Below are 25,337 nucleotides of genomic sequence, written 5' to 3' on the forward strand. Positions count from 1 at the left end.
GGACGTTTAAGTCCTGTGGAATACCGGCACAAGCTTGGCCTAGCCGCATAAAACCAGTCCAAGTTTTTATCCGCACCTCCACCGGGGGCTAGTGGGTCACTTCTGGGTGGAAATCAACAGCGCGCGGCTTCCAAGGGTGATCAAGTGTCGTCGCACAAAGGTTGGCGCGTCACCAGCATCCCGCCCGAAGCTCTGCTCAAAGCAAAGGAAGAACATGCGAGGTTGCAAGTCATGGCGCGCAAAGCAGGCGGTAAGCCCGTCGAAGACTTTGACGAGTTGGCATGGCTGCGCAAAGCAAAGCGCTCAGCAGTCCGCAGCAAGCCCTACAACCTGCAAGACGCAGCTCAGCAGTGCAAGGAGCTGGCCATCAAGGCTGGATGGATCGAAGTCCAGATCCAAGAAATCAAGAAGGTCGTAGCAAAAAGCGTCACCTAACCAGCGCCAGCGGCCAGAAGTCACCCAACTCAACCCGAAAAACTCGGCTTCAAAGATTGACTCTTACTGACATCCACTTGAGCAAATGCTATAGAAACAATATTGGTTTTTTGCCTTTATTTGGTTTCCTACACAGTTGTACGCAGACTAAAGGATCCATCAATGAATGACACGCTCAACACCATCGCCAGCACAATTGCCAGTGAATTCTCTGACGTCACAGACGTGGCCCAGGCAACAAGAATTGTTGTTCGCCTATTTCTTGCTGCTGTCCTCGGTGGACTTTTAGGTTGGCAGCGCGAAGCAAACGGCAAGGCAGCAGGCCTACGTACTCATATGTTGGTGGCCATGGGGTCTGCACTTGTTGTGCTCGTGTCTCTGCAGTCTGGGGTGGATACAGCGAATGCTGCACGAGTAGTACAAGGGGTCATCACTGGCGTCGGTTTTCTCGGTGCCGGAGCGATCCTGAAATCTGACGGCGAGAATTCAGCACCCCATGTAAAAGGCCTGACTACTGCAGCCGGGCTTTGGCTCACGGCCGCCATCGGCGTATGTGCAGGACTCGGTGAAGAGGCAACAGCAGTCATCAGCACAATCTTTGCGCTCCTAATCCTGAGCGTGATTCCCATGCTGACAAAAAACAGCCAATCCAAACAGAAACCGAAATCAGACTAGTCCCCAACAGAGGTGCAAATCGCACATCGGCCTCGCTAGCAACCAACACTCATAGCCCGCAATAGCGGGCTTTTCTCATTCTGGGAGCCAATATGCAAGACAAGATCACTCTGGCCATTGATGCGCTGGCATCAGCAGCGTTCATTGAGGGCGGTGTGTCGCCTGAGAACACCCTGGCAGCCCGCGACCTAACCGAGCAGCGCAAGCGTGAACTGCTGGCCAGCATCGGCGCGCCCTGCCTGCACCAGATTCAGGAGCCAGCCCCTGTGCTGGCAGCACAGCCAGCTGAGGTGATAACCGCACTCTGGGAAGCTATCGGCCACCATTCCGCTCAGGTTGCTGAAACAGGTGAAATGGCCCCAGGGCAGAAGCTGCTTGATGCGGCCCGAGCCGTTGAAATGGCTATCCGGCCGCCAGCCATTGCCCAGGCAGCGTCAGCAGCCGTAGCGGTGCCTGACGGGTGGAAGCTGGTGCCCAAGGTTCCAACGCTAGCCATGGGATGGGCCTATCTGGACAAGGCGCGCGAAGTCTCTCCTGGTGATCGCTGGAAGTTCAGCCATCCCGGCTATGAAGCAGCTTTGACTGCCGCGCCACAACCACCCACGCTTGCCGCCACCACTGCAGCACATCCGAAGCCGATTCTTTCCGAAGAGGACTTGGACGATTTGCGACGCTTTGAAGGAATGGCTTCAGACGGCGAAAGCTACGACATAGCAAAGAAACACATGAAGCGGCTTGCAGAGCTGGGTGTAGTGCGATGGATGGGTGGAAGCCGATACGGTATGACCGCATTTGGTCAGTACGTTCTTAAATGCTGGGAGCACCTTCCACTTGAGACGCACGAGGAAGCCAATGCAAGAGTTGGTGCTGAGTTCAGGGCTCGAATTGACCGACTGAATGCAGAAGCCATCGCCACCCAGGCAGCGCAAGGGGGTGAGTCGTGATCCCAAATCGCCAGCAAGATCCGGTGGTACATGCGCTGTGGTGGCTTGGCCCTGACTTGGTGCAGGTGTTGCACGATCGCGCTGACATTTGCCGACTGGAGCTGCATTCCGGACTGGTGCCACGTACGTCACCTCGTGAGGCGCTGGCCCGATTGAAGCGACTTGAAAATAGGAGTCTGCTTGTGCGCGATCACAAAAGATCAAACCATCGCATCGTTTTTAGCCTGCGGGACAAAGAGGTTCAAAGCTACTTCATGGCAGCAGCTGTGCAGCGCGCAACAGCCAAGGAAGGAGCGCAGTAGTGAAATTGCAAGCCCTAACTATTCGCTATTTCAACGAAATAACGCCAGTCTGGCTGCACGCACACGAATTCACTAGGCTCTCGCCACTTACCCCTGTACTGTCTTACATAGGTACAGAAACTTGACGGAAGGCAGTGTTCCCCTCATGACCAAAATCAAGGAATCCACCGTTCACCATACCGTGGACGCAAAGCAGTGGGAGCTCAATCGCGAAAAGGAACGTATAACCTATCCGCCAAATCACGCCGGCCCAATACAGATGGACTGGCGCAAGCGCGAAAATTACTCTGCCTCTGATCTCAACTATCGCGGAAGAAGCAAAGCCGCGTAGACGATCACGCCAACCTGACACACCACGAACCCCGCCACTGAGCGGGGTTCTGCTTTTTGGAGGATGGAATGAATCTCTACCTCTCCCCCCAGGAGATTGACGATCTCTGCACGCCGCTCACCCAGCGGGCAGCCCAGAAGCGATTCATTGAAAAAGTCCTGGGCATTCCCGTTGCTGGCCGGCGCCCAGACGGTGTGCCGATTGTTGGCCGAGCTGCCGCCGAGGAGCGGTTGAAGCAAAAAGAAGCCGCAGCAGCACAATCACGCGGATTTAACTGGAGAAAGTAATGGGACGTAGACGTGAGCGAGCCTCCGGCTTCGGTCTCCTGCCGAGAATGGAGGCCCGGCCGCGCAAGGATGGGAAAGTGACCTATCGCTTTCACCCTGTCGGCGCAAAGCCCGTGAACCTGGGCACTGACCGAGATGAAGCGATCCGCCAAGTGCTCGGTGTCGCCGCCGATTTAAATTCGGCTGGCACTGTTCAAGAGCTGTGGAGCTTGTATCAAAAGAGTGCGAAGTGGGCTGAACTCAAGCCTAGAACGCAAAGCGACTACGAAAAGTACAGCGTCAATCTTCTGGGGGTCATGGGGGGTGTTGCAGCAGCAGCCATCAGACCATCTGATATCGCGCGGTATTTACGAATCGAACGAGCAGACGCCCCAGTGCGTGGCAATCGAGAGGTAGCCCTTCTTTCAAACTTGATGAACATTGCCATTGAGCGCGGCGACATCGATGCCAATCCATGTAAGCAGGTCAAGAAGAACTCCGAGCGCCCCCGGACAGAAGCGCCGGATCCGCATGAACTCAGCGCTTTCTTGGACTGGCTTTTCAGACAAGGGCCGCACAACAAAACTCTGGCACTCATGGCCGAGTTTGCCGCTCTTGCAGGTTCCAGAAGGGTTGAATTCTTGGATCTGCAGATTCCGCAGATCGACATGGAGGCCAAGGTCATCCGGTTGATGCGGGCCAAGCAACACCTGGGGGCCACCAAGGCGGAAACCATACAGATGGGGCCCGCTATGGAGAACTTGGCCAGGCGCCTTATTGGAATGCCACGACCTGAGAACTCGCTCCATGTGTTCAACAACACCAAGGGCAATCCATTGACTGAAGTCAACTTTCTTACTGGCTGGCAAAGAGCAATGGTGGCGGCCCTCAAGGAGGGAGTGATTACTCGCAGATTTACGTTTCACGATCTGCGCGCTTACTACACCACCCAGCACAAGGAAAAGTACGGCAGCTTGCCAGAGTTGCACGCCAGTACCGCCACGACAGCGCGGGTATATGACCGATCAAAGGTCGCGAAGCGCACTTCCTTGAAGTGAGGAATATTCCCATCGCGGGAATAAAAAGAAAAAAGCGCTACAGCTTTTATAGCTGTAGCGCTTGTATTCTTTGGTGGGTCCTGCGAGATTCGAACTCGCGACCAACGGATTAAAAGTCCGCTGCTCTACCGACTGAGCTAAAGACCCTACCTTTACCGAAAAAGCAGTTGTTGCTTATTCTGCGGTATGCCGTTATTGTAATAGGTTTTTCAGGCCTTCAAAGAAAGTTTTCGACTAATTTCGTCGATAACCCAACCTGCAGCACATTGACCGAAGGTTGCAGTGACCGCGACCACCGAGCCATAGCCATGGCAATTGAGGCTTCCATCGCCTTCAATCGCACATGAGGCGTCAGGCGGTGCTACTGCCTCACGGCTGAAAACACAGGTCACGCCCATGCGCTTGCCGTCCTTGGGAGCGCCGAACTGCTTGCGCAGACGATAGCGCAACTGCGCCAGCAAGGGGTCATGCGTGGTGGTGCTCAAATCGGCGATATCCACCAGATGCGCCAGACGTTTTCCTCCTGCAGCCCCTACCGAAATAAAGCACTGCTTGGTTTTGCGCGCATGCGCGGCCATGGCGGTCTTGGCTTTGACTTGATCACAGGCGTCCACCACGGCATCCGCATCCGCAGGCAACAGCTGCAGCCAGTTGTCAGGGTCCACAAACTCGTCAATGCAATGCACCTGGCAGGCAGGGTTGATCTGGGCGATGCGATCGCGCATGGCTTCGATCTTGGCCTGCCCCACCGTCTCGGTCAGCGCATGAATCTGGCGATTGATGTTGGACTCGGCCACATGGTCCATATCAATGAGCGTAAGACGGGCCACGCCGCTGCGCGCCAATGCCTCGGCTGTCCAGGAACCCACGCCACCAATACCGACCACCACCACATGCGCTGTTCGGATGCGGGCTGCGCCCTGCACGCCATACAGCCGCTCAAGCCCGCCGAAACGGCGCTGCATATCCGCAGCATCGTCTGGAGAAAAAACAGCGCCTGTTTCGGGCGCTGTTGCTGTGCTTTGAGACAGAATTTCCGACATCACTTCAGCGTAGCCAGCTTTGATTTGGCATTGGCCGCCGCCTCGGTGTTGGGATAGGACTTGATCAGACTCTCCAGAGTCGCGCGAGCGGCCTTGGTGTCCTTGAGTTCCACCTGACAGTTGGCAATGGACAGCGCAGCTTCCGGAGCACGAGCATGCAAGGGCGCATTGGTCAGCACGGAGCGAAAGTTCGCAATGGCGTTCTTGTAGTCACGCGTGGCGTACTGAGAGTTGCCCAGCCAGAAGCGCACGGACGGCGTGTAGCCACTCTTGGGCCATTGGCGCAAGAAGGCTGCAAACGCCTGACCGGACTCCGGGAACTTGCCGGCACGGAACAGGCCCAGCGCATCGTCAAATTCCTTTTTTTCGTTGGGGTCGGCAGCGAACTCCTGGCCATCCACATTCACCATGGTCGGCTCGAACTGGCGCAGGCGGTCATCCATGCCCTTGGCCAGATCCTTCTGACCACGCTGCAGCTCCACCACGTCACGAAGCAGCTGTTCGTTTTGTCCGCGCAGCTTTGCCTGGTCGGCCTTGAGCGCCTCGATCTGGGATTGCAACTCCAGCAGACTGCGGCGCGTTTGCGAGTTGTCCTCGCCCATGCGCTGCGAAGATTGCTGCAGGCTGTCAACGCGCTGGCGCAGTTCGATGATGGCGCGTCGCGCCTCGTCATCACCAAACAAGGCTGCTTGCGAGCTGACGGCATAGCCAGCCAAAAGGCTGGCTACCAGCAGCGGGCGCAGCGATACGGAACGGAGAGTCAACTGAGCCTGCATCATCATTAACGGTAGGAGATTTCAACGCGACGGTTTTGGGCGTAAGCGTCTTCGCTATGGCCTTCAGAGGCAGGCTTTTCCTTGCCGTAGCTCACGGCTTCCATCTGGGAGTCGTTGACACCCATCAGGCCCAGCGAACGGCGCACGGCCTCAGCACGCTTTTGGCCCAGAGCCAGGTTGTATTCACGGCCGCCGCGTTCGTCGGTATGGCCTTCCAGCTGTACCTTGGCATTGGGATTGCCCTTGATGAACTTGGCATGTGCTTCGATCTGAGGCTGTGCTTCGGCCTTGACGCTGTAGCTGTCAAAGTCAAAGTACACGATGCGGCTGACGCCTTGGGGGCCGGCCTTGGCAGCAGCGGAACCGGTAAGGTCCACGCCGGACACGCCGCTTTGGCTGCTGCCCGAAGTATTGCCGCCCTGGCTGGTCAGGGAGCCGTCGGTGGCGGGCTTGTCATCGAGCTTCACGCCGGAGCTGCAACCGGCAACCAGAGCGGTCACGGCCAGAGCCAGGGAAAGACGTTTAATGGTAATCATGGAATTTCTCCGATAGGTCCTCACGGACTTTTTTACTGTTAGAGGAAAAAGCAAACTGGCAATCACTGTTTCTGGAACGGGCCCCAATCGGGTTCCCGTATGTCCCCACCCTTGCCTGCCAGACGCGCCTTGATCTTCCCATCGAGCGTGGTGGTCATGAGTGCTTCACGACCTCCTTGAATGGTCGCATAAACGAGCAGGCGGCTGTTAGGCGCAAAACTCGGACTCTCGTCAGCCGTGGTCTCGGTGACGGAGTTGACCGTGCCGGTGGACAGGTCCATGACCTGCAGCTTGAAGCCGCCACCGATACGGGAGATATAAGCCAGCCATTTGCCATCGGGGCTGATGGCGGGCGAGATGTTGTAGTTGCCGTTGAAGGTCACGCGTTCGGCACCGCCGCCCGTAGCAGCCACTTTGTAGATCTGCGGCGCACCGCCACGATCGCTGACAAAGTAGATGGTGCGGCCGTCGCTGGAGAAGCAGGGCTCGGTGTCGATGCCGCTGCTTTGCATCAGGCGACGGGGCTCGCCGCCTTGAGCGCTGATCAAATACAGCTGCGAGCCGCCATCGCGGCTCAAGGTCACGGCCAAGCGGCTGCCATCGGGCGACCAGGCCGGCGCGCTGTTGGAGCCACGGAAATTGGCCACCAGACGGCGCTGGCCGCTGGCCACGTCGTGCACATAGACCACGGGCTTGCGCGACTCGAACGACACATAGGCCAGCTGCGTGCCGTTGGGAGCCCAGGCTGGCGAGATGATGGGTTCGGGGCTGGACAGCGCCGACTGGGCATTCTCGCCATCCGCATCGGCAATCCACAGCCGGTAGTTGGCGCCAGCCTTGGTCACATAGGCGATGCGCGTGGAGAACACGCCTTTTTCGCCGGTGAGCTTTTCGTAGATGTAGTCGGCAATGCGGTGGGCCACCAGGCGCAGATCGCCGGTGGTCACGGCAAAGCCCTGGCCCCCCAGATCCTGGCCGCGCACCACGTCCCACAAGCGGAAACGCACGTCATAGCGGCCATCGGCCAAACGGGTCACGCTGCCCGAGGCCAGAGAATCCGCGCCTTTGGAGCGCCACAGAGTCACGTCGGGGCGCGAGGATTCATCCAGCGCCACGCCCGAAGCATCCACCGCGCGGAACAAGCCGCTGCGCTCAAGATCGGCCTGAATAATGGCCGAGATTTTCTGGGGCGACGCACCCTCTCCCTTGAACGGTGCAATGGCAATCGGCAACTGCGTCAGGCCAACGCCTGTCACTTCCACCCGGAACTGGGCCAAAGCGGGAATTGCTGAAGAAGAAGCTAAAGCGGCGAGCACGGTGCGGCGCGAAGCGCCAAAACCTGCAGAAAAAGAGGAAAGGGATGGTAGTCGGTCAATAGTCATTGGCAGCCATCAAAATTTCCGGGCCATGCCCGGCACGAACACAAGCGCGAATGTTACACACACTGCATGCGTCATGATGTAAGAACGTGCTTAGTAGGGTGATCAAACGCAAGCCCGACGCACAAGGAAAAATGAGAGCATGCCAGAGTCTGATTACATACGCTAGCCACAGGTATGCATGGCAGAACTCATGGCCCGGGCCTGAAATCCGGCCTTTCATAGCCTCTAAAATCACGCGCTTATGCAAGCCACACCGCCCACACCGCCAAACGAGGCAGACACCGCTCCGGCATCTGCCGGCACGCCTGCCGCAGCACCTGCGTCGGAGTCTGTTTCTGCCCCCACCCTTCCCGTTGATGCGCAGGCCGCAGCTGCGGCCGAGTTGCCGCTGATGCAGCGCTTGAAGCGCCTGACGCCCTATTTCTCGGGCCAGCGCTGGGCCTGGGGGCTGGCAATCCTGGCCACCTTGATTGGCGCGGCCACCGAAGCGGCCCTGCCCGCCCTGCTCAAGCCCTTGCTGGACAGCGGCTTCACCCAGGGCACGCTGGCCCTGTGGACGGTGCCGGTCTTTCTGATCGGCATCTTCGTCGTGCGCGGTCTGGCCCAGTTTGCCGGCCAGTACGCGCTGGCGCGCATCACCAACGACGGCATGCTCGGGCTGCGCAAAAGCCTCTTCGAGCGGCTGCTGGCGGCGGACATGAGCCTGTTTTCGCGCCAGTCGGCCTCCTCGCTGTCCAACACCGTGGTGTATGAGGTGCAAACCGGCGCCCAGCAGCTGGTGCAGGCGATGATGAGTATCTCGCGCGATGGCTTCACCTTGATTGCCCTGCTGGGTTATCTGATCTATCTGAACTGGCAGCTCACGCTGATCGTGGCTTTCATGGTGCCCGGCGTTGCCTGGATCATGAAGGTGCTGTCCAAGCGCCTGTACCGCATTACCAAGTCCAGCCAGCAATCGACGGATCAGCTGGCTTATGTGGTGGAAGAGAATGTGCTGGCTCATCGCATGGTGCGCCTGCATGGTGCCCAGGCCGCTCAGCAGTCGCGCTTCAACGCCCTGAGCCGCCAGCTGCGCAACCTCAACACCAAGGCCACGATTGCCTCGGCCGCCATGACGCCGCTCACGCAGGTGCTGGCCTCGGTGGCTCTGTCCGTCATTTTGTGCATCGCGCTGTGGCAAAGCCGCGATGCAGCGGCTGCAGCATCCAGCGTCCAAGATGTGACCGTGGGCAGTTTTGCCGCCTTCATCTCGGCCATGCTGATGCTGATTGCGCCAATTCGCCGCATGGCCGACGTTGCCAACCCGATTACCCGCGGCGTGGCGGCTCTGGAGCGCGGCCTGCATCTGCTGGAAGGCTCGGTCAACGAGCAAGGCGGCAGCTACCGCCCCACTGCCCCCGTCATCGGCGCCATCGAGTACAAGGGCGTGAATGTGCAGTTCGGCGAAGACAAGGCCGCAGCGCTCTCCCACCTCAACCTCAAGGTCGGTGCCGGCGAGGTCGTGGCTCTGGTCGGCCCCTCGGGCGCCGGCAAGACCACCCTGGTCAATCTGCTGCCCCGCTTTCTCTCGCCCACCAGTGGTCAGATCACGCTGGACGGCGTAAAGCTGCCCGACTGGGATCTGCACGCGCTGCGCCACCAGTTCGCCATGGTCAGCCAGGACGTGGTCATGCTTAACGACAGCGTGGCCGTGAACGTGGCACTGGGCGGAGATATTGAAGAGGCTCGTATCTGGTCTGCGCTGGAAGCGGCCAATCTGGGCGACTTTGTGCGCCGTCTGCCCCAGGGAATCCATACCAGCGTAGGCCATAACGCCAGCCAGCTCTCGGGCGGCCAGCGCCAGCGCCTGGCCATTGCGCGGGCCCTGTACAAGAATGCACCAATTCTGATTCTGGACGAAGCCACCTCGGCGCTGGACAACGAATCCGAGCGCCTGGTGCAGCAAGCCCTGACCCGTCTGATGCAGGGCCGCACCACGCTGGTGATTGCCCACCGACTGTCCACCATCGAGCATGCCGACCGCGTGGTGGTGATGGAGCGCGGCCAGATTGCCGAGCAAGGCACGCATGCCGAGCTGATGGAGCTGGACGGCCTCTACGCCCGCCTGCATTCGCAAGTGCGCAGCACAACAGCCAAAGCTGCGCCTGCGCAAAAATAAGAGCATCTAGCGCACTAATCAAAAGGACTTCAGGGCTGACAAGCCTTGAAGTCCTTTTTTCATCAGCGCTACCCGCTATTAAATCAACAGTCTGAACGCTTACCAGCTGCCTCTAGAGGGCTGGCTTTTGCGCTCGGTCCTCAGCGCCTGGCTCAGGTGATCGGCCATGTACTGGCGGTCCACCAGCTTGGCAAAGTCCACAGCGGTAAAGCCGCGCTGGTTGCGCAAAGTCAGATCCGCGCCCTCCTTAAGCAGCAGATTGACCACGGCCTCGCTGCTGTACTGGGCAGCCAGCATCAGCGGCGTCGTGCCATTGGGCGAGGCGGCATCGATGTAAGCGCTTTCCTCGAGCAGCAGCTTGACGATATCCAGCGTCTGCGGCGTATCGGCCGAAGCCGCGTAGTGCAGCGGCGTCCAGCCTTCGCGGTTCACATCGGCGCCGCGCTGTATGAGCTGTCTGGCCAGGTCCAGATGGCCTTTGATACAGGCCATCATCAGCGCCGTCTCGTTTTGCCTGGAAGCTAGATTGACTTTGACGCCCGGCGATTTGAGCAGCACGTCGAACACCTTGAGCGCATCCTGGTGCAAGGCCGATACCAGTCCGGGGCGGCCGCGCGAGTCCAGCGTATTCGGGTCGAACCCCTTGAAGATCAGATTGATCATGACACTGGCGTTGTCGCTGACCAGTGCCCGCGAATAGTCATCGAAATCACCGGCCCGGGCCAGCCCCCCCGACAGGCCTGCCAGGGCAGCGCCCATCTGCCCCAGTCGCAACAGGGATTGGCGACGGCTCAAACGGGTGGGGACAAACAGGCTCATGAGCTCTTCTCCAGGACTTACTGCGTCACGCCTTTGAACAGGCGATCGAAATTGGCGCTGGTGGCCTCGGCCACCTCCTCCACCGAAATACCGCGCACCTCGGCAATTTGCTTGGCCACAAAAGGCACGTAAGACGGATTATTGGTCTTGCCGCGGTAAGGCACGGGCGCGAGATAAGGGCTGTCGGTCTCGATCAGCAGCCTATCGAGCGGCACAAAGGCCGCGACATCGCGCAGATGCTGGGCACTTTTGAAGGTGACGATACCCGACATAGAGATGTAGTAGCCCATGTCCAGCCCGGCACGCGCCACTTCGGCCGTCTCGGTAAAGCAGTGAAAGACGCCGCCGGCCTGGGTGGCGCTATCGGCCTCGCCGCACTCGCGCAAAATGGCCAGCGTGTCGTCCGAGCTGCTGCGGGTGTGAATCACCAGCGGCTTTTTTGCAATCTGACCGGCGCGGATATGGGTACGAAAGCGCTGGCGCTGCCATTCCAGATCGGCAATCGTGCGCCCGCCCTTGCGGTCTTCCATGCCGTAGTAATCGAGGCCTGTCTCGCCAACCGCCACCACGCGCGGCAGGGCGGCGCGCTGCACCAGATCCTCCAGCGTGGGCTCGGTCATGTCTTCGGTGTCGGGGTGCACGCCCACCGTGGCCCAGAAGTTGTCATAGTCCAGAGCCAGCTGGTGCACATCGCCAAACTCTTCCATGGTGGTGCAAATGCACAGGGCGCGCGTGACGCGGGCCTGCTCCATGGCGGCGCGGATCTGTGCCAGATTGCCGTGCAGCTCGGGAAAGTTCAGATGGCAGTGCGAATCGGTAAACATGAGAAAAAAACCTGTCAAAAACAACCACGCCGACCCTCCGATCTACCGCCCTGGCAAGAGCGAAATCAGCAGGTCGGCATGCAAGGCGAAAACTCGGCCCACAAGCCCGGCTCAAATGGTTTGCGTGGGCTTTTCCGAACTCAGTGCCGTGCCCAGAATGCCCTCGATCTTGGCCTTGAGCTCGGCAGACTTGGCATCCTTGGGAAATTGCAACCCCACGCCCTGCGTGCGGTTGCCGGGTGCGCGCTCCGGCGTCACCCAGGCCACCCGGCCCGCAATGGGGTAGCGCTGAGGATCTTCGGGCAGCGTCAACAGCACATAGACATCATCGCCCAAACGGTAATCACGCTGAGTGGGCACGAAAATCCCCCCCTCGGCGAACAACGGAATATAGGCAGCGTACAGCGCAGCCTTTTCCTTGATCGCCAGTTGCATCACGCTGGGCCGGGGAGTGGAAGGAGCATTCATAGGTGCTGAAATTTCATCCGACAGGGCGGCCCAAGGCTCGCCCTCTCAACATTTTTTCAAAGCCTGTAGGTTAACAGCCTACAAGGCCCACGGTCAAAACCCCGGCAAATCACCTGTCGCCAGGGCCTCGTCCGGCCCCAGCACCGCGCGCCCGGCCGGCATTGCCCGACAGCAGCACACTACGCGCCCTGGCTGCCAACGACTCCATCATCAGCCCGCTGTTGAAGGGATGATCGGCCGTACGGGCCGCCGCAACCAGCTCACGCGACCAGTCCGACAGCAGGGCCATGGACAGGGGCTTGGACGGCAGATCCGCCGGCGAGAAGTAGCGCGGCTCACCGCCACCGGTCAAGGCCATCAGATCGTGGCAGATCTTTTGCAGGGCGCTGACCGCATCGACCGGGGAGAACACCGACAGCGCGGCCACATCGCCCTTGGCCAGCTGGCGCGGCAGCTGCGACCAGGCCGCAGCGCCCTTGCCCTCCTTGGCCAGTGCCAGCGCATCGCCGGGGCGGCCGCCGGCGGCCTGCAAGGCAGCGTCCGCCTCGGCCGCATCCACCCCTTGGCCCAGCAGCCAGGCGCTGGCCGATTGCGCATCCGGCCAGGTCATGGTGTGGCCCAGGCAGCGGCTGCGTATGGTGGGCAACAGCTGATGTGCCGCCTCGCTGGCCAGCACAAAGCGTGCATCGCCAGGCGGCTCTTCCAGCGTCTTGAGCAAGGCATTGGCCGTGATGGCATTCATCTGCTCGGCCGGATAGATCAACAGCGCCTTGCCACGGCCGCGTGCGCTGGTGCGCTGGCAAAACTCCACGGCATCGCGCATGGCTTCCACGCGGATTTCCTTGCTGGGCTTGCGTTTCTTGTCGTCGATATCGGCCTGAGCCTTCTCGGGCAAAGGCCAACCCAGCGCCAGCATCTGCACCTCGGGCATGAGCACGCACAGGTCGGCATGGGCGCGCACGTCAATCGCATGACAGCTGGCGCATTGACCGCAAGCGCCCTCGGCACCAGGCCGCTCGCACAGCCAGGCCCGCACCAGGGACAGACCCAGGGCGTACTGCCCCAGGCCGGACGGCCCCTGCAACAGCCAGGCATGACCGCGCTGGGCCAGCAGTTGCCGGCGCTGGGCAGCAATCCAGGGCGCCGATGTTTCTACCGGCTGCACGCTTTGCGCCTCGCTCATGCCGCACCTTCGGACAAAGGCTTGTTCGCCACCATAATGGCCAGCCAGCCCCGGCGCACCACGGCCTGGGTGACCTGCTGCCACACCGCATGGCGGCTGGTATTGGCGTCGATGCGGGCAAAACGCTGGGGCGCGGCCTTGGCGCGGTCCGCATAGCCTTGGGCCACCCGGGCGAAGAACTCGCCAGGCTGGGCTTCGAAACGATCGGGCACGCGGGCCGTGGCCAGACGCTCTGCAGCCACTTCGGCCGGCAGGTCAAACCAGATGGTCATATCGGGTTCGCGCAGAAAATTCTCGGCCAAATCGGCCTGCAGCGCAGTACCGGTCTGCGCCATTCGCTCCAAAATTAATAGCTGATTCCAGTCAAAGCCCCGGCCTGCGCCCTGGTAGGCAAAGGTGGCGTCGGTAAAGCGATCGCTGATCACCACCTCGCCGCGCGCCAAGGCGGGCTCGATCACCTGCACCAGATGATCGCGTCTGGCGGCAAAGGCAATCAGCGCCTCGGTCAGCGGGTCCATGGCCTCGTGCAGCATCAGGGCGCGCAGTTTCTCGGCCAGGGGCGTGCCGCCGGGCTCGCGCGTCAGCGTCACCACCCGGCCCTGGTCTCTGAAGGCCTGGGCCAGGCCTTCGATATGCGAAGACTTGCCGGCACCGTCAATGCCTTCAAAACTGATAAACAAGCCTTTGGGGGAAGCGGTAGTCACGGGGGATCTTTCCTTCAAAAGCACCGACAGCGCTGTGAGGCCGTGGTGCTTTTTTTCTGATTCTTCAAAACGGGTGAGACGGCCAAGCGTCTCACCACAATGCTTACTGGCCGCGCTGATAGCGGTTGACGGCTCTATTGTGCTCGTCCAGCGAGGCGCTGAAATGGCTGGTGCCGTCGCCCTTGGCCACGAAATACAGGGCCCGGGTCTGCTCGGGCTGCACGGCCGCCATCAGCGCAGCCTTGCCGGGCATGGAGATGGGGGTGATGGGCAGGCCGGGACGGGTATAGGTATTCCAGGGCGTGTCGGCCTGCAGATCGCGCTTGCGCAAATTGCCGTCAAACGCGGCACCCAGACCGTAAATAACCGTGGGATCAGTCTGCAGCAGCATGCCTATGCGCAAACGATTCGTGAAGACGCCGGCAATCTGGGCCCGGTCCGAGGCACGGCCGGTTTCTTTTTCCACAATGCTGGCCAGTATCAAGGCCTCGTCGGGCGATTTGAGCGGGGTGTTGGCGGCGCGCATGGCCCAGGCATCGGCCAGATGCCTATCCATGGCGTGCAGCGCCCGGTGCAGCACTTGCACATCGGAGCTGCCTTTGGAGAAGGTATAGGTATCCGGGAAGAAACGGCCCTCGGGTGCCACGCCTTCGCGGCCCAGCAATTTCATCAGTTCCTCGTCCGAAAGCTCGCTGCTGTCCTGCTTCAACGTGGCTTCGCGCTGCAGCGCCTGGCGCACCTGGCGCCAGTTCCAGCCTTCCACCAGCGTCACCGCACTTTGGCTGGCCTCGCCGCGCGCCAGCTTTTGCAGCAGCACATAAGGCGTCAGCCCCTGCTCGAGCTCATAGTTGCCGGCCTTGATGGCCCGGTCCTGGCCCGAGAGGCGAAACCAGAGATACAGCAGCTGCGGGTCGACCTGCACACCGGCATCCGCCACCCGCTGCGCCACGGCGCGCGGACGCGTTCCGGGCTCGATCTCCAGCTCCAGCGTCTTGGCCGTCATGGTCATGGGCTGATGCAGCCACCACCATGCAGCGCCGCCGGCCAACACGGCCAGCAGCAACAAAACCATCAGTGCACGAAAAACAGCACGCACAACCTTGATCCATTCATAAGTTACTAGCGCCGATCATAATTCAGCCATGACCCTGCCATCGACGCCGTCCCTGAACGGCATTACCGCCATTTCCCATCTGGGTGTCATCCGCGCCGTAGGCGAAGACGCAGCCAGTTTCCTGCACGGCCAGCTGACCAACGACTTTGCCCTGCTGGATATGCAGCACGCGCGCCTGGCCGCTTTTTGCACCGCCAAGGGCCGCATGCTGGCCAGCTTTGTGGGCTTCAAGCGCAGCCAGGACGAAATCCTGCTGGTCTGCGACCGCAGCCTGCTGGCGCCCACGCTCAAGCGTCTCTCCATGTTTGTGCTGCGCGCCAAGTGCAAGCTCAGCGATGCCACGGGCGAATTCTCGCTCTACGGCCTCTCGGGCACGGCCGCCGAGGCCCTCATGCCCGCAGCCCGTCCCTGGGATCGCAAGGACGTGGGCCCTGCCTCGGTGATCGCTCTGTACCCAGCAGCCGGCCAGGCCCGTGCCCTGTGGCTGGCCCCGGCGGGCACGCCAGAGCCTGCGGGCGAGACGCTGCCCGAAGCCCTGTGGCTGTGGGGCACGGTGCAAAGCGCCGTGGCCACGCTCTCGGCCCCCGTGGTCGATGCTTTTGTACCCCAGATGCTCAATTACGAGTCGGTGGGCGGCGTGAACTTCAAGAAAGGCTGCTACCCCGGCCAGGAAATCGTGGCCCGCAGCCAGTTTCGCGGCACGCTCAAGCGCCGCGCCTATCTGGTTCATGCCGATACCGCACTGAGCGTGGGCCAGGAGGTTTTTTCGCCCGAAGATCTGGAGCAGGCCACGGGCACCGTGGTCCAGGCAGCCGCTTCGCCTCTGGGCGGCTGGGATGCGATTGTCTCCATGCAAATTGCCTCGGCCTCGCGCAACGACCTGTTTGCCCACGCAGCCCTCAACGAAGGCCATGCGGCCGATGCCACGGCTGGCGCTGCGCTGCAGGTCCTGCCCCTGCCCTACGAACTGCTGGCGGACATCTAGAACCGTCCATCTTGTCCACCCGGTTTGGCATGGCGCTCTTTGGGGCGCGTTTTGCTTTGCAGAGAACGGCTTTGGGCTTTGTACACTGCGGCCATGCCAGTCCCCCGCATTTTTGTTAGCTCCGCCAAGCCTTGGCTCGTCCTGGCCTGGCTGCTGGTATTTTTGCTGACCTCGGGCTTTCAGTGGTGGCAGGAGCGCACAGAGCAGCAACTCCAGCAGTTGCAGCTGACCGAGGCCGTGCAGCGCCAGATGCTGGAAAAAATCGCCCAGCACAAGGCCCACCTCACGGCGCTGGCCACACTGGCCCCGCTCCAGAATCCCAACGGCCAGCCGACAGCCATGTGGCAGGTGGCCCGTTCCATCGAGCTGATGTACCCGCGCATAGAGCGGATCGAGCTGGTGGCGACCGACCCTTCCGCCCAGAGTGATGCCTTAAGCCCCACCTCGGACGATTGCCGCAGCCCGGCAGCGGCCCGCACCGTGGCACCGCTGCGTCCCGGCGAAAGCGACAGCCTGCCGGACAGCGCTCAGCGCGGGCGCTATCTGCTACTCAAAAAAATAGCAGCACCCGTAGGCTGGTTGTGCATGCGCATTGATTCCGCCCATTTGCTGGAGGCCGACACTCTGCCGCCCCATACCGGCTTGCGCATCGACCTCGACGGACAGCCTTTGCTGCAGCCCCAGGGACAGAGTACCGACACCCACACTTACCAGCCCATAGGCCGATTTACCTTGCAAGGCTATGGCCAGCCCCTGCAGGTGCAGTTGCTGACCCAGGCCCAGCCTCTGCTGGGCTGGCCGCGCCTGCTGCTCAGCGCCGCACTCAGCCTGCTGCTGGTATGGCTAGGCGCCCTGGTCTGGAAAAGCCGCCAGCAGGCACGCCGTCACCTGCAGCGCGCCCAGTTGCTGGCCAACGAGGCACAGCTAGCCCACGCCTCCCGCGTCAACGGCATGGGCGAGATGGCTTCAGGCATTGCCCATGAGCTGGCCCAGCCCGTGACCGCCCTGCTCAGCCAGAGCCAGGCCGCCCTGCGCGCCCAGGAGCTGGGCAAGAGCGAGCTGCTGACCAGCGCCCTGCAGGCCAATGTGCGCGAGGCCCGCCGCGCCGGGGCCATTCTGGGCCGCATGCGCAGCTACATCAGCAACACGCCCAGTCAGGCCCAGCGCCTGGATCTGTCCCAGGCCGTGGCCCAGACTCTTTTGCTGCTGGAGGGCCCGGCAAGAGAAGCCGGCGTCCAACTGCTATGGGAGCCGGCGCAGGCAGATTGCAGTGTTTGGGCCGACCCCGTGGCACTGGAGCAGGTGCTGCACAACCTGGTGCGCAATGCGCTGGAAGCGCTGTCGCAGAGCTCGGTGGATGAACCCGCCATACAGATAGCGCAGCGAGCCGACGGCCAACAAGTCAGTCTCATGGTGCGGGACAACGGCCCCGGCATAGACGCCGCCACGGCCCAGCATATTTTCGACCCCTTCTTCACCACCAAGAGCGGCGGCATGGGCCTGGGCCTGCCGCTGTGTGCCACGCTGATGGAACGCATGGGCGGCCAGCTGCAATATCTGCCACCCGCCAGCGCCGGCCCGAGCACTGCCTGGCCAGGTGCCTGCTTTGTGCTGACCCTGCCCCTGGCGACCACAGGCTCCGCCCCGGAAAACCCCATTCCATGATTTACCTGATAGACGACGACGCCTCGGTGCGCGAGGCCTTGCACCTGCTGCTGCAGACCTACGACCTGAACGTAAGCTGTTTTGCCTCGCCGGCCGATTGCCTGGCCCATCTGGACCGCAGCCAACCCGGCGTGCTGATCATGGACTTGCGCATGCCGCTGATGTCCGGCCTGCAGCTTTACGAGCAGTTGCGTGCCCAAGGCGTGGACTGGCCCGCCATCGTCATCACCGGCCATGGCGATCTGCACTCCTGCCGCCGCGCCTTCAAGGCCGGCGTCACCGACTTTCTGACCAAACCCATAGAGGAGCAGACCCTGCTGGAGGCCATCAGGAGCGCCCAGGCCACGCTGGCCCGGCAGGCCGAGCGCAACGAGGCCCGCCACCACCTGCAGGTGCTGACCGAGCGCGAACGCGAGGTGCTGGAGCTGATCACCAAGGGCCTGGGCAGCAAGGAGATCGCGGCTGCACTGGATATCTCCGTACGCACCGTGGACACCCACCGCGCCAAGCTGGCCGAAAAGCTGGGCACGGGCTCCGTGGCCGAGCAGACCCGGCTGCTGCTGTCTGCCGCGGCCCGCAGCTGAGGCCCACCCTCGGTAAAACTACCGAGAGCCGTCCGTTGGCTTGCGAATAGGCGCCAAGCGCCCGGGTTCCTACAGTTCAGTCATTGCTTTCAACCCCTGGAGCCCTGACATGAATCGCCTGAGCACTTTTGCCCTCTTCGCCCTGAGCACCCTGGCCTGCGGCGCCGCCTCTGCGGCCGCCACGGTCAGCACCCGCTCCATTGCCTCGGCCACCGCAGCCCAACTGGCCCAGCAAACCGTGACCGCCTGCAGCGCCGACGGCCATAACGTGACCGCTGCCGTGGTGGACCGCGCCGGCGTGCTGCTGGCCCTGTCCCGCGCCGATGGCGCCGGCGCCCACACGCCCAAGGCCGCCACCGCCAAGGCTTTCACCTCGGCATCGTCGCGCAACCCGACCAGCGGCATGGCCAAGACGATTCAATCCAACCCCGATGCCGCCGGTCTGGCGCAAATCCCCGGCTTTCTGGTGCTGGCCGGCGGCGTGCCCATCAAGGCGGGCAATGAGGTCATTGGCGCCATCGGCGTGGCCGGCGCGCCCGGCGGCCATCTGGACGAGGCCTGCGCACAAAAAGCCCTGGCGGCCTTGAAAGATCAGCTGCAATAAGCCGCTGCGGCCTGCTAACTCCATAAGCCAAGGCCCCAGGCCTTGGCTTTTTTGCGTTTGAGCACCCGCTCAACTGGCTAGAATCACGGCTTTCCTGCGGGAGAGCGAGGCAGGCGCCACACCTAGCGCCATGCCTCCGCCGAAGGCGCAAACTCCCATAATCGCTCAGGCACCCCGTACCGCAGGTCAAGACAGTGCAGCCCAAATAAACCGGCTGCATGAATTCGCCAACTGGAGAGCAGCCCGCAGCCCTATGCTGCAGGCTCACCGAAGGGGCAAGTGCGCCATGCAAGACTGGCGCGCGCAACTCTCAGGTACAAAGGACAGCGGGAGAGGCACGCCAGACATTCCGCTGCGGTGAATGGCTGGTTTAACCCATCAGGGCTGTCATGCTTCCTTCTGTTTCCTTGCTGGACTCGTTCCAGGCCAGCAACTTCACCGTCATGCTGGTGATCTATCTGGTGGCCATCACGGCCGAAGCCATGTCCGGCGCACTGGCTGCGGGCCGGCGCAATATGGATATCTTCGGCGTGGTCGTCATCGCTTTTGTCACCGCCCTGGGCGGCGGCACCATCCGCGACATGGTGCTGGGCCACTATCCCATAGGCTGGACGCAGCACCCCGAATATGTATATCTGGTCATTTCCTTTGGCCTGCTGACCACGCTCATCGCCCGCCATATGCACCGCCTGAAGCAGGTGTTTTTGCTGCTGGACGCCATGGGTTTGATCGCCTTCTCGCTGATTGGCTCCAACACCGCGCTGGAGTTGGGCTACCCCACCATCGTCGTCATCATGGCCGGCATGATCACCGGCATCAGCGGCGGCATTTTGCGCGACGTGCTCTGCAACCAGGTGCCCGTGGTCTTCCGCCGCGAGCTGTACGCCAGCGTCTCCCTGGCCGTGTGCCTGATGTTCCTGGGTCTGCGCGCTCTGGATGTCAGCCCCAGTATCAGCACCATCGTGTGCTTTGCCGGCGGCCTGGCCTTTCGCCTGGCCGCCATACGCTTCAAATGGCGTCTGCCGGTGTTCTCCTATCAGCAGCGCTGGGAATAAGCTTCAAGCGTGCCCTATCTTCATCCACAGCAGCCGGACGGCGCCCTTCTTTCTGCCGACCAGCTTCTGGCCGGCTGCGGCCTGCCTGCAGCCTGGGCCCAAGCCCGGCAATGGCGCGTGCTGGAGACCGGTTTTGGCTGTAGCCTGAACTTTCTGCGCATCTGGGCCGCCTGGAAAGCCGATGCGCAAGCCCCGCGCCTGCTGCACTTCATTGGCCTCAGTGCCCAGCCCCCTTCCGCCGAGGAGATACTGGGCGCCCTGTCCCAAGCCGCTGCTGACGAAGCGCTGCACCCGCTGGCCCTACAACTGGGCGCCCAATGCTGGGGGCTGCTGCCGGGTGTGCACCGCCTGTCGTTTGAAGACGGCCGGGTGCTGCTGACGCTGCATGTAGGCGATATGCACAACACGCTGCGCAAGCAGCCGCTCACTGCAGACAGCCTGCTGCTCAGCCAAGCTGACGCTTTCTCCAGCCCCGAAGCCTTGAAAAATCTGGCCCGGCATTGCCGCCGTGGCAGCATGCTGGCGCTGGGCGAACGCCATGAAGACCCCACGCTACGCGAGCAACTGACCAAGCTGGGTTTTGACATCCACAGACACAGCACAGCCCAAACGCTGCAAGCCCGCTATAACCCCCGTTGGGAGCCACGCCACAAGGACGAAGGCCTGCCGCAGCCGGTGGCAGCGCCCGGGCGCTGCCTGGTCATAGGCGCAGGCCTGGCCGGTGCGGCTGCGGCCTCCAGCCTTGCGCGGCGCGGCTGGCAGGTCAGCGTGCTGGATGCCGCCGATGAGCCCGCCGCCGGCGCCTCGGGCCTGCCCGCAGGCCTGTTTTGCCCCCATGTCTCGCCAGATGACAGTGTTTTATCGCGCCTATCCAGAAGCGGCGTGCGCACCACGCTACAGATATTGGAGCAACTGAGCCAGGCACATAGGCTGGAGCAGGGAGTGGACTGGGAGCATAGCGGCGTGCTGGAGCACGATCTGCATGAGCCCGTGAACCTGCCGCCGCAGTGGCTGGATGCCGCAGCGCCGCAGTCGCAGGCCGGCCTGCAATGGAGCTGCCCGGCCACGCCCGAACAACTGGAGGCCGCCCACCTGCCCGCTGCCAGCCATGCCCTATGGCATGAGCAGGCGGGCTGGGTCAGGCCCGCGCAACTGGTCAAGGCCTTGTTAAAGGCAGCGGGCATTCGCTGGCAAGGCAATGCGCCGGTCGCCAGGCTCGCACAGACCGACGATGCACTCTGGACGGCCGTGGACGCCGAGGGCAAGACGCTGGCCCAGGCCGAGATGGTAGTGGTGGCTTTGGGCCCGGCCAGCACGGCCTTGCTGCAAGCCAGCGGCCTGCAATCCGGGGCCTGGGAGATAACGCCGATTCGCGGCCAGGTCAGCATGGCCGCTCACACGGTGCAAACGCGGACAGCCATGCCGCCCTTCCCGGTCAACGGCCACGGCAATCTGGTGCCGGATTTTCCGAATGCCCAGGGCCAGCGGCAATGGATCATGGGCTCCACCTTCGAGCGCGATATCACCGCGTTACCGCCCACCCAGGCCGAGCAGCGGGACGCCCATGCCAGCAACGGCGAAAAGCTGGCCGCCTTGCTACCCGAGTGCCGGCTGGCGCTGGGTGGTTTCTTTGCCGCCGAGACCCTGCCCCCCACCTGGGCTCGCGTGCGCTGCGCTGCCTACGACCGCATTCCCGTGGTCGGACCTGTAGAACTTCAGGGCAACGGGCTGTGGCTGCTGACGGGCATGGGCTCACGCGGGCTTACGCTGTCCATGCTCGCAGGCGAACTGCTGGCCGCCCGCGTACACGGGGAGCCGCTGCCGCTGGATGCCAAGCTGGCGCTGGCCCTGCATTCGCAGCGCATGTCGGCGCGGGCGATAAAACCGTAAAACAGATAGCAAAAAGCGCTTGACTGGCAAGCGCTTCATGCTGTTTTTACTGAGATTACTCGCTGCGCGGAAGCTCGGTGCCGATCAGGGTCTGATCGGGGGCGATGCGCGTGGCCAACACCTTGTCCAGCGCCTTGCCATCCATGTCCATGACTTCAAAGCGCCAGTTCTCCCACTCCACGCTGTCGGCCTCGCTGGGCAGACGGCCTAGCAGCAGCATGAACATGCCGCTCAGGGTGTGATAGCGACCGCGCTCTTCCTCGGGCACGGCCACCAGGTTCAGATGGTCCTTGAGTTCGGGCACGGGAATATGGCCGTCCAGCAGCCAGCTGCCGTCGTCGCGCTGCACAGCCCAGCTTGAGGCCAGATCGCGCGGCTGGAACTCACCGGTAATGGCTTCGATCAAGTCCTGCAAGGTCACAATACCTTGAACCTCGCCGTACTCGTCGATGACAAAGGCCATTTGCACATCCGAGGTGCGGAAGTTGTCCAGCAACTCCATGCCGGTAATGGTTTCGGGCACATACAGAGCGGCTTGCAAAGGCTGGTCGCGCAGTTCGCGCTGGCCATTTTCACGCACCGTCTGAGCCAGCCACTGGCGGGCACTGAGCACACCCAGAATATTGTTCATATCGCCACGGATGACGGGGTAGCGCGCATGATCGGCCGCTTCCACCCGGGCCAGACTGGCTTCAAAGCTGTCGTCAATATCCAGGCAGATCACATCGCCGCGTGGCACCATCAGCGAGCCGATCTGGCGGTCATCGAGACGGAACACATTGCGCACCATGGTGTGCTCGTGCGATTCGATCACACCGGCCGTGCGGCCTTCCACCAGCATGGCGTGAATTTCTTCTTCGGTCACGGCGCTGCCGTTGCTTTCCTTGACGCCCAGCAGCTTGAGCAGTCCACGCGTGGAAGCCGACAGCAGCCAGACAAAGGGCTTGGTGGCCAGCGCCAGAAAGTTGATGGGGCGCGACATCAGACGCGCCAGCGCCTCGGGATGGGTCTGACCCAGGCGTTTGGGCACCAGCTCGCCCACCACGATGGAGAAGTAGGTGATCATCACCACCACCAGACCGGTGGACAGATAGTCGGCGTACTTCTGGGTCATGCCCATGGTGATCAACCAGTTCTCCAGCGGCCCGGCCAGCGCGGCCTCGCCGACGATACCGTTGAGCACGCCGATCGAGGTGATGCCGATCTGGATGGTGGACAGGAAGCGGGTGGGATCTTCTCCCAATTTGATAGCAGCTGCCGCGCCGCTGTCGCCCTCATCCACCAGTTTTTGCATTCGAGCCTTGCGCGCGGTCACCAGCGCAATCTCCGACATGGCAAACAAGCCGTTAAGGCAGATCAGGGCGAAAAGTATGGCTATTTCCATGGTCAGGCACCCGCGGTATCCAAGCGGTTGTCCGGGCGCCTCAATTGTTGTACAGACCTCTATTGTAGAAAACCGGCCACGGGGTATGCTCCGAAAATGCAAGCGCAGTTGAAGGAAATACCACGGTTTGCGGCTGGATACCGGTTTTTTCCACTCCGAACCGCAGGGCTTGCCAGTCGGAAAACAGCCGGGCTGGCGACGTTTTTAATAACCAATCAGATATATATGAAGGACGAAACAATCGTTTGTTTCTATATAGAGCTTGTCTACAGTTCTGCCTAACGATCAAAGCCAAGCGCTTGTCCCACGAGGGGCAAGGCCGTACCAGCTCCACGGAAGAACCGCAGACATGTACCAATACACCGATTTCGACAAAGCGTTCGTCAAGCAACGCGCCGATCAGTTCCGCGACCAGCTCAACCGCTGGCAGTCGGGCAAGCTGGCAGAAGATGACTTCCGCCCCTTACGCCTGCAAAACGGCTGGTATGTGCAGCGCTACGCTCCCATGCTGCGTGTAGCTGTGCCCTACGGCGAGATCAACACCGCCCAGATCCGCGTGCTGGCCCGCATTGCCCGTGAATACGATGCACCCGAGGCCGAAGTCTTCAAGGCGGCCATGGAAGGCCAGGGCAAGCTAGGCACCACCTTCCTGCCTACGCACTGCGCCCACTTCACCACCCGCACCAATGTGCAGTTCAACTGGATTCCGCTGTCCAAATCCGCCGATGTGATGGATTTGCTGGCTTCCGTGAACCTGCACGGCATCCAGACCAGCGGCAATTGCATCCGCAACACCACCACCGATGCGCTGGCCGGCATTGCGCCCGACGAAATCGTCGATCCCCGCCCCTACGCCGAAATCCTGCGCCAGTGGACCACGCTGCACCCAGAATTCGCTTTTCTGCCACGCAAGTTCAAGATCGCCATCACCGGCGCAACCGAAGACCGCGCCGCTACCGGCTGGCATGACGTGGGCCTGCACGTGCTCAAGAACGCCGCAGGCGAGATCGGCTTCAAGGTCTTTGTGGGCGGCGGCATGGGCCGCACTCCCGTGATCGGCACGGTGATCCGTGAGTTCCTGCCCTGGAACCAGATCATGAATTACATCGAGGCCATCGTGCGTGTCTACAACGAGCTGGGCCGCCGCGACAACAAGTACAAGGCCCGCATCAAGATTCTGGTCAAGGCCGAAGGCCAGGCCTATATCGATGCCGTGGAAGAGGAATTCCGCCAGATCGTCGAAGTCGACGGCGGCCCTCACACCGTGCCCCAAGCGGAATTCGACCGCGTGGCGGCTATGTTCACCACCCCGGTCCTGCCTGTCGTGGCCGATGCGGCCGCCGACGAGCAAGCCCTGATCGAGCAAGCCGCCAAGGAACCTGCTTTTGCCCGCTGGCTGTCGCGCAATGTCCATGCGCACAAAGTGCCAGGCCTGCGTGCCGTGACCCTTTCCTTCAAGCGCGTGGGTCAGGCCCCTGGCGACGCCACCGGCGAGCAGCTGGATGCCCTGGCCGAGCTGGTGGACGGTTTCTCCGCCAGCGAAGCCCGTGTGACCCACGACCAGAACGTGATGCTGCCCTGGGTGCAGGTCAGCCAGTTGCATGCTCTGTGGCAGCGCGCCAAGGCCCTGGGCCTGGCCAGCACCAATGTGGCTTTGCTCACCGACATGATTGCCTGCCCCGGCGGCGACTTCTGCGCCCTGGCCAATGCCCGCAGCCTGCCGATTGCCGAAGCCATCACCCAGCGCTACCAGGATCTGGACGAGCTGGACGATATCGGTGAGATCGATCTGCACATCAGCGGCTGCATCAACTCTTGCGGTCACCACCACAGCGGCCATATCGGCATTCTGGGCGTGGACAAGGACGGCAAGGAGTGGTACCAGGTCACGCTGGGCGGCTCCGATGGTGCCGCCCTGTCGGGAGACGCGGTCGCCGGCAAGGTGATTGGCCCCTCGTTCTCGGCAGCCGAAGTGCCCGATGTGCTGGAAGCCGTGCTCACCACCTACCGCGATCTGCGCCTGAGTGGAGAACACTTCATTGACGCCGTGCGCCGCATCGGCCTCGACCCCTTCAAGGAAGCCGGCAAGGCCGCCCGCCATCCCGCCCCTGCCGAAGCCGAAGAAGAGGCTCTGGCCTGAACGACAAGAACA

25 protein-coding genes, 1 tRNA gene and 2 riboswitches are annotated in these 25,337 nt (G+C 61.9%); of the genes, 14 read left to right on the top strand and 12 right to left on the bottom strand.

Features of this window, described 5'->3' with window-relative positions:
* The first annotated feature begins 231 nt into the window (after nucleotides 1-231).
* The 6 genes from ACNAZA_RS14820 (at nucleotide 232) to ACNAZA_RS14845 (ending at nucleotide 4,011) form a co-directional block, all read left to right on the top strand.
* Nucleotides 232-435, top strand: a complete 204-nt coding sequence (locus ACNAZA_RS14820; protein WP_415797314.1) for a hypothetical protein — start codon at nucleotides 232-234, stop codon at nucleotides 433-435.
* Between the two features lie 162 nt (nucleotides 436-597).
* Nucleotides 598-1,110, top strand: coding sequence for an MgtC/SapB family protein (locus ACNAZA_RS14825; protein WP_415797315.1), 513 nt, complete (start codon nucleotides 598-600; stop codon nucleotides 1,108-1,110).
* A 92-nt stretch (nucleotides 1,111-1,202) separates the two neighbouring features.
* Nucleotides 1,203-2,054, top strand: coding sequence for a hypothetical protein (locus ACNAZA_RS14830; RefSeq protein WP_415797316.1), 852 nt, complete (start codon nucleotides 1,203-1,205; stop codon nucleotides 2,052-2,054).
* A 447-nt stretch (nucleotides 2,055-2,501) separates the two neighbouring features.
* Entirely contained in the window at nucleotides 2,502-2,687 is a 186-nt protein-coding gene (locus ACNAZA_RS14835) for a hypothetical protein (RefSeq protein WP_415797317.1), read from the top strand.
* Between the two features lie 68 nt (nucleotides 2,688-2,755).
* A complete protein-coding gene (locus ACNAZA_RS14840; protein WP_415797319.1) occupies nucleotides 2,756-2,974 on the top strand; it encodes a hypothetical protein in 219 nt (72 codons plus the stop codon).
* On the top strand, nucleotides 2,974-4,011 hold the full coding sequence (locus ACNAZA_RS14845) for a tyrosine-type recombinase/integrase (RefSeq protein ID WP_415797320.1): 1,038 nt from the start codon (nucleotides 2,974-2,976) through the stop codon (nucleotides 4,009-4,011). Before ACNAZA_RS14840 ends, ACNAZA_RS14845 begins: the two co-directional genes overlap by 1 nt.
* A 71-nt stretch (nucleotides 4,012-4,082) precedes the next feature.
* Here the strand turns inward: ACNAZA_RS14845 and ACNAZA_RS14850 are convergent.
* The 5 genes from ACNAZA_RS14850 to tolB form a co-directional block, all read right to left on the bottom strand.
* Nucleotides 4,083-4,158, bottom strand: a tRNA-Lys gene (locus tag ACNAZA_RS14850).
* Nucleotides 4,159-4,220: 62 nt separating this feature from the next.
* Entirely contained in the window at nucleotides 4,221-4,976 is a 756-nt protein-coding gene (locus ACNAZA_RS14855; RefSeq protein WP_415797321.1) for a tRNA threonylcarbamoyladenosine dehydratase, read from the bottom strand.
* A 77-nt stretch (nucleotides 4,977-5,053) separates the two neighbouring features.
* Entirely contained in the window at nucleotides 5,054-5,836 is a 783-nt protein-coding gene (gene ybgF, locus ACNAZA_RS14860) for a tol-pal system protein YbgF (RefSeq protein ID WP_120967337.1), read from the bottom strand.
* Nucleotides 5,836-6,366: a peptidoglycan-associated lipoprotein Pal gene (gene pal / locus ACNAZA_RS14865; RefSeq protein ID WP_415797322.1), complete on the bottom strand. Its 531-nt coding sequence runs from the start codon at nucleotides 6,364-6,366 to the stop codon at nucleotides 5,836-5,838. The genes ybgF and pal overlap by 1 nt, the downstream gene beginning before the upstream one ends.
* A gap of 62 nt (nucleotides 6,367-6,428) precedes the next feature.
* Nucleotides 6,429-7,748 (bottom strand): Tol-Pal system beta propeller repeat protein TolB, encoded by a 1,320-nt coding sequence (gene tolB / locus ACNAZA_RS14870; RefSeq protein ID WP_120967335.1) that lies wholly within the window; start codon nucleotides 7,746-7,748, stop codon nucleotides 6,429-6,431.
* 241 nt (nucleotides 7,749-7,989) lie between these two features.
* Here tolB and msbA point away from each other — a divergent pair, with 241 nt between their 5' ends.
* Entirely contained in the window at nucleotides 7,990-9,906 is a 1,917-nt protein-coding gene (msbA, locus tag ACNAZA_RS14875) for a lipid A export permease/ATP-binding protein MsbA (protein ID WP_415797323.1), read from the top strand.
* A 99-nt stretch (nucleotides 9,907-10,005) separates the two neighbouring features.
* On the opposite strand, the gene ACNAZA_RS14880 is transcribed toward msbA, so the two are convergent.
* From ACNAZA_RS14880 to mltG, 6 genes are all read right to left on the bottom strand, one after another.
* Nucleotides 10,006-10,725 carry an ankyrin repeat domain-containing protein gene (locus ACNAZA_RS14880; protein ID WP_415797324.1) on the bottom strand — a complete coding sequence of 240 codons (720 nt, stop codon included), beginning with the start codon at nucleotides 10,723-10,725 and terminating at the stop codon, nucleotides 10,006-10,008.
* 17 nt (nucleotides 10,726-10,742) lie between these two features.
* Complete coding sequence (locus ACNAZA_RS14885) at nucleotides 10,743-11,549, bottom strand: TatD family hydrolase (RefSeq protein WP_415797325.1); 807 nt, start codon at nucleotides 11,547-11,549, stop codon at nucleotides 10,743-10,745.
* Between the two features lie 111 nt (nucleotides 11,550-11,660).
* On the bottom strand, nucleotides 11,661-12,017 hold the full coding sequence (locus ACNAZA_RS14890; RefSeq protein ID WP_415797326.1) for a PilZ domain-containing protein: 357 nt from the start codon (nucleotides 12,015-12,017) through the stop codon (nucleotides 11,661-11,663).
* Nucleotides 12,018-12,126: 109 nt separating this feature from the next.
* Nucleotides 12,127-13,200, bottom strand: coding sequence for a DNA polymerase III subunit delta' (locus ACNAZA_RS14895; protein ID WP_415797327.1), 1,074 nt, complete (start codon nucleotides 13,198-13,200; stop codon nucleotides 12,127-12,129).
* On the bottom strand, nucleotides 13,197-13,904 hold the full coding sequence (gene tmk / locus ACNAZA_RS14900) for a dTMP kinase (RefSeq protein WP_415797328.1): 708 nt from the start codon (nucleotides 13,902-13,904) through the stop codon (nucleotides 13,197-13,199). The genes ACNAZA_RS14895 and tmk overlap by 4 nt, the downstream gene beginning before the upstream one ends.
* A gap of 103 nt (nucleotides 13,905-14,007) precedes the next feature.
* Nucleotides 14,008-15,000, bottom strand: coding sequence for an endolytic transglycosylase MltG (gene mltG / locus ACNAZA_RS14905; protein WP_415797329.1), 993 nt, complete (start codon nucleotides 14,998-15,000; stop codon nucleotides 14,008-14,010).
* Between the two features lie 46 nt (nucleotides 15,001-15,046).
* Between mltG and ygfZ the strand changes: the two genes are divergently transcribed.
* From ygfZ to mnmC1, 6 genes are all read left to right on the top strand, one after another.
* Entirely contained in the window at nucleotides 15,047-16,003 is a 957-nt protein-coding gene (ygfZ, locus tag ACNAZA_RS14910) for a CAF17-like 4Fe-4S cluster assembly/insertion protein YgfZ (protein WP_415797330.1), read from the top strand.
* 93 nt (nucleotides 16,004-16,096) lie between these two features.
* Nucleotides 16,097-17,668 carry a sensor histidine kinase gene (locus tag ACNAZA_RS14915; RefSeq protein ID WP_415797331.1) on the top strand — a complete coding sequence of 524 codons (1,572 nt, stop codon included), beginning with the start codon at nucleotides 16,097-16,099 and terminating at the stop codon, nucleotides 17,666-17,668.
* Nucleotides 17,665-18,252 (top strand): response regulator transcription factor, encoded by a 588-nt coding sequence (locus tag ACNAZA_RS14920; protein ID WP_415797332.1) that lies wholly within the window; start codon nucleotides 17,665-17,667, stop codon nucleotides 18,250-18,252. Before ACNAZA_RS14915 ends, ACNAZA_RS14920 begins: the two co-directional genes overlap by 4 nt.
* Nucleotides 18,253-18,361: 109 nt before the next feature.
* Nucleotides 18,362-18,856: a GlcG/HbpS family heme-binding protein gene (locus ACNAZA_RS14925; protein WP_415797333.1), complete on the top strand. Its 495-nt coding sequence runs from the start codon at nucleotides 18,362-18,364 to the stop codon at nucleotides 18,854-18,856.
* An 87-nt stretch (nucleotides 18,857-18,943) separates the two neighbouring features.
* Nucleotides 18,944-19,048: riboswitch (glycine riboswitch) on the top strand.
* A gap of 29 nt (nucleotides 19,049-19,077) precedes the next feature.
* A riboswitch (glycine riboswitch) is annotated at nucleotides 19,078-19,193 on the top strand.
* A gap of 52 nt (nucleotides 19,194-19,245) precedes the next feature.
* A complete protein-coding gene (locus ACNAZA_RS14930; RefSeq protein WP_415797334.1) occupies nucleotides 19,246-19,911 on the top strand; it encodes a trimeric intracellular cation channel family protein in 666 nt (221 codons plus the stop codon).
* Nucleotides 19,912-19,920: 9 nt separating this feature from the next.
* A complete protein-coding gene (gene mnmC1 / locus ACNAZA_RS14935) occupies nucleotides 19,921-21,801 on the top strand; it encodes an FAD-dependent 5-carboxymethylaminomethyl-2-thiouridine(34) oxidoreductase MnmC1 (RefSeq protein WP_415797335.1) in 1,881 nt (626 codons plus the stop codon).
* Nucleotides 21,802-21,856: 55 nt separating this feature from the next.
* Here the strand turns inward: mnmC1 and ACNAZA_RS14940 are convergent, their stop codons facing one another.
* A complete protein-coding gene (locus ACNAZA_RS14940) occupies nucleotides 21,857-23,185 on the bottom strand; it encodes a hemolysin family protein (protein WP_415797336.1) in 1,329 nt (442 codons plus the stop codon).
* A gap of 349 nt (nucleotides 23,186-23,534) precedes the next feature.
* On the opposite strand from ACNAZA_RS14940, the gene ACNAZA_RS14945 reads away from it, so the two are divergent.
* Complete coding sequence (locus tag ACNAZA_RS14945; protein WP_415797337.1) at nucleotides 23,535-25,325, top strand: nitrite/sulfite reductase; 1,791 nt, start codon at nucleotides 23,535-23,537, stop codon at nucleotides 25,323-25,325.
* Nucleotides 25,326-25,337 lie beyond the last annotated feature (12 nt).

Source organism: Comamonas aquatilis (assembly GCF_965139575.1).
Lineage (GTDB): Bacteria > Pseudomonadota > Gammaproteobacteria > Burkholderiales > Burkholderiaceae_C > Comamonas > Comamonas aquatilis.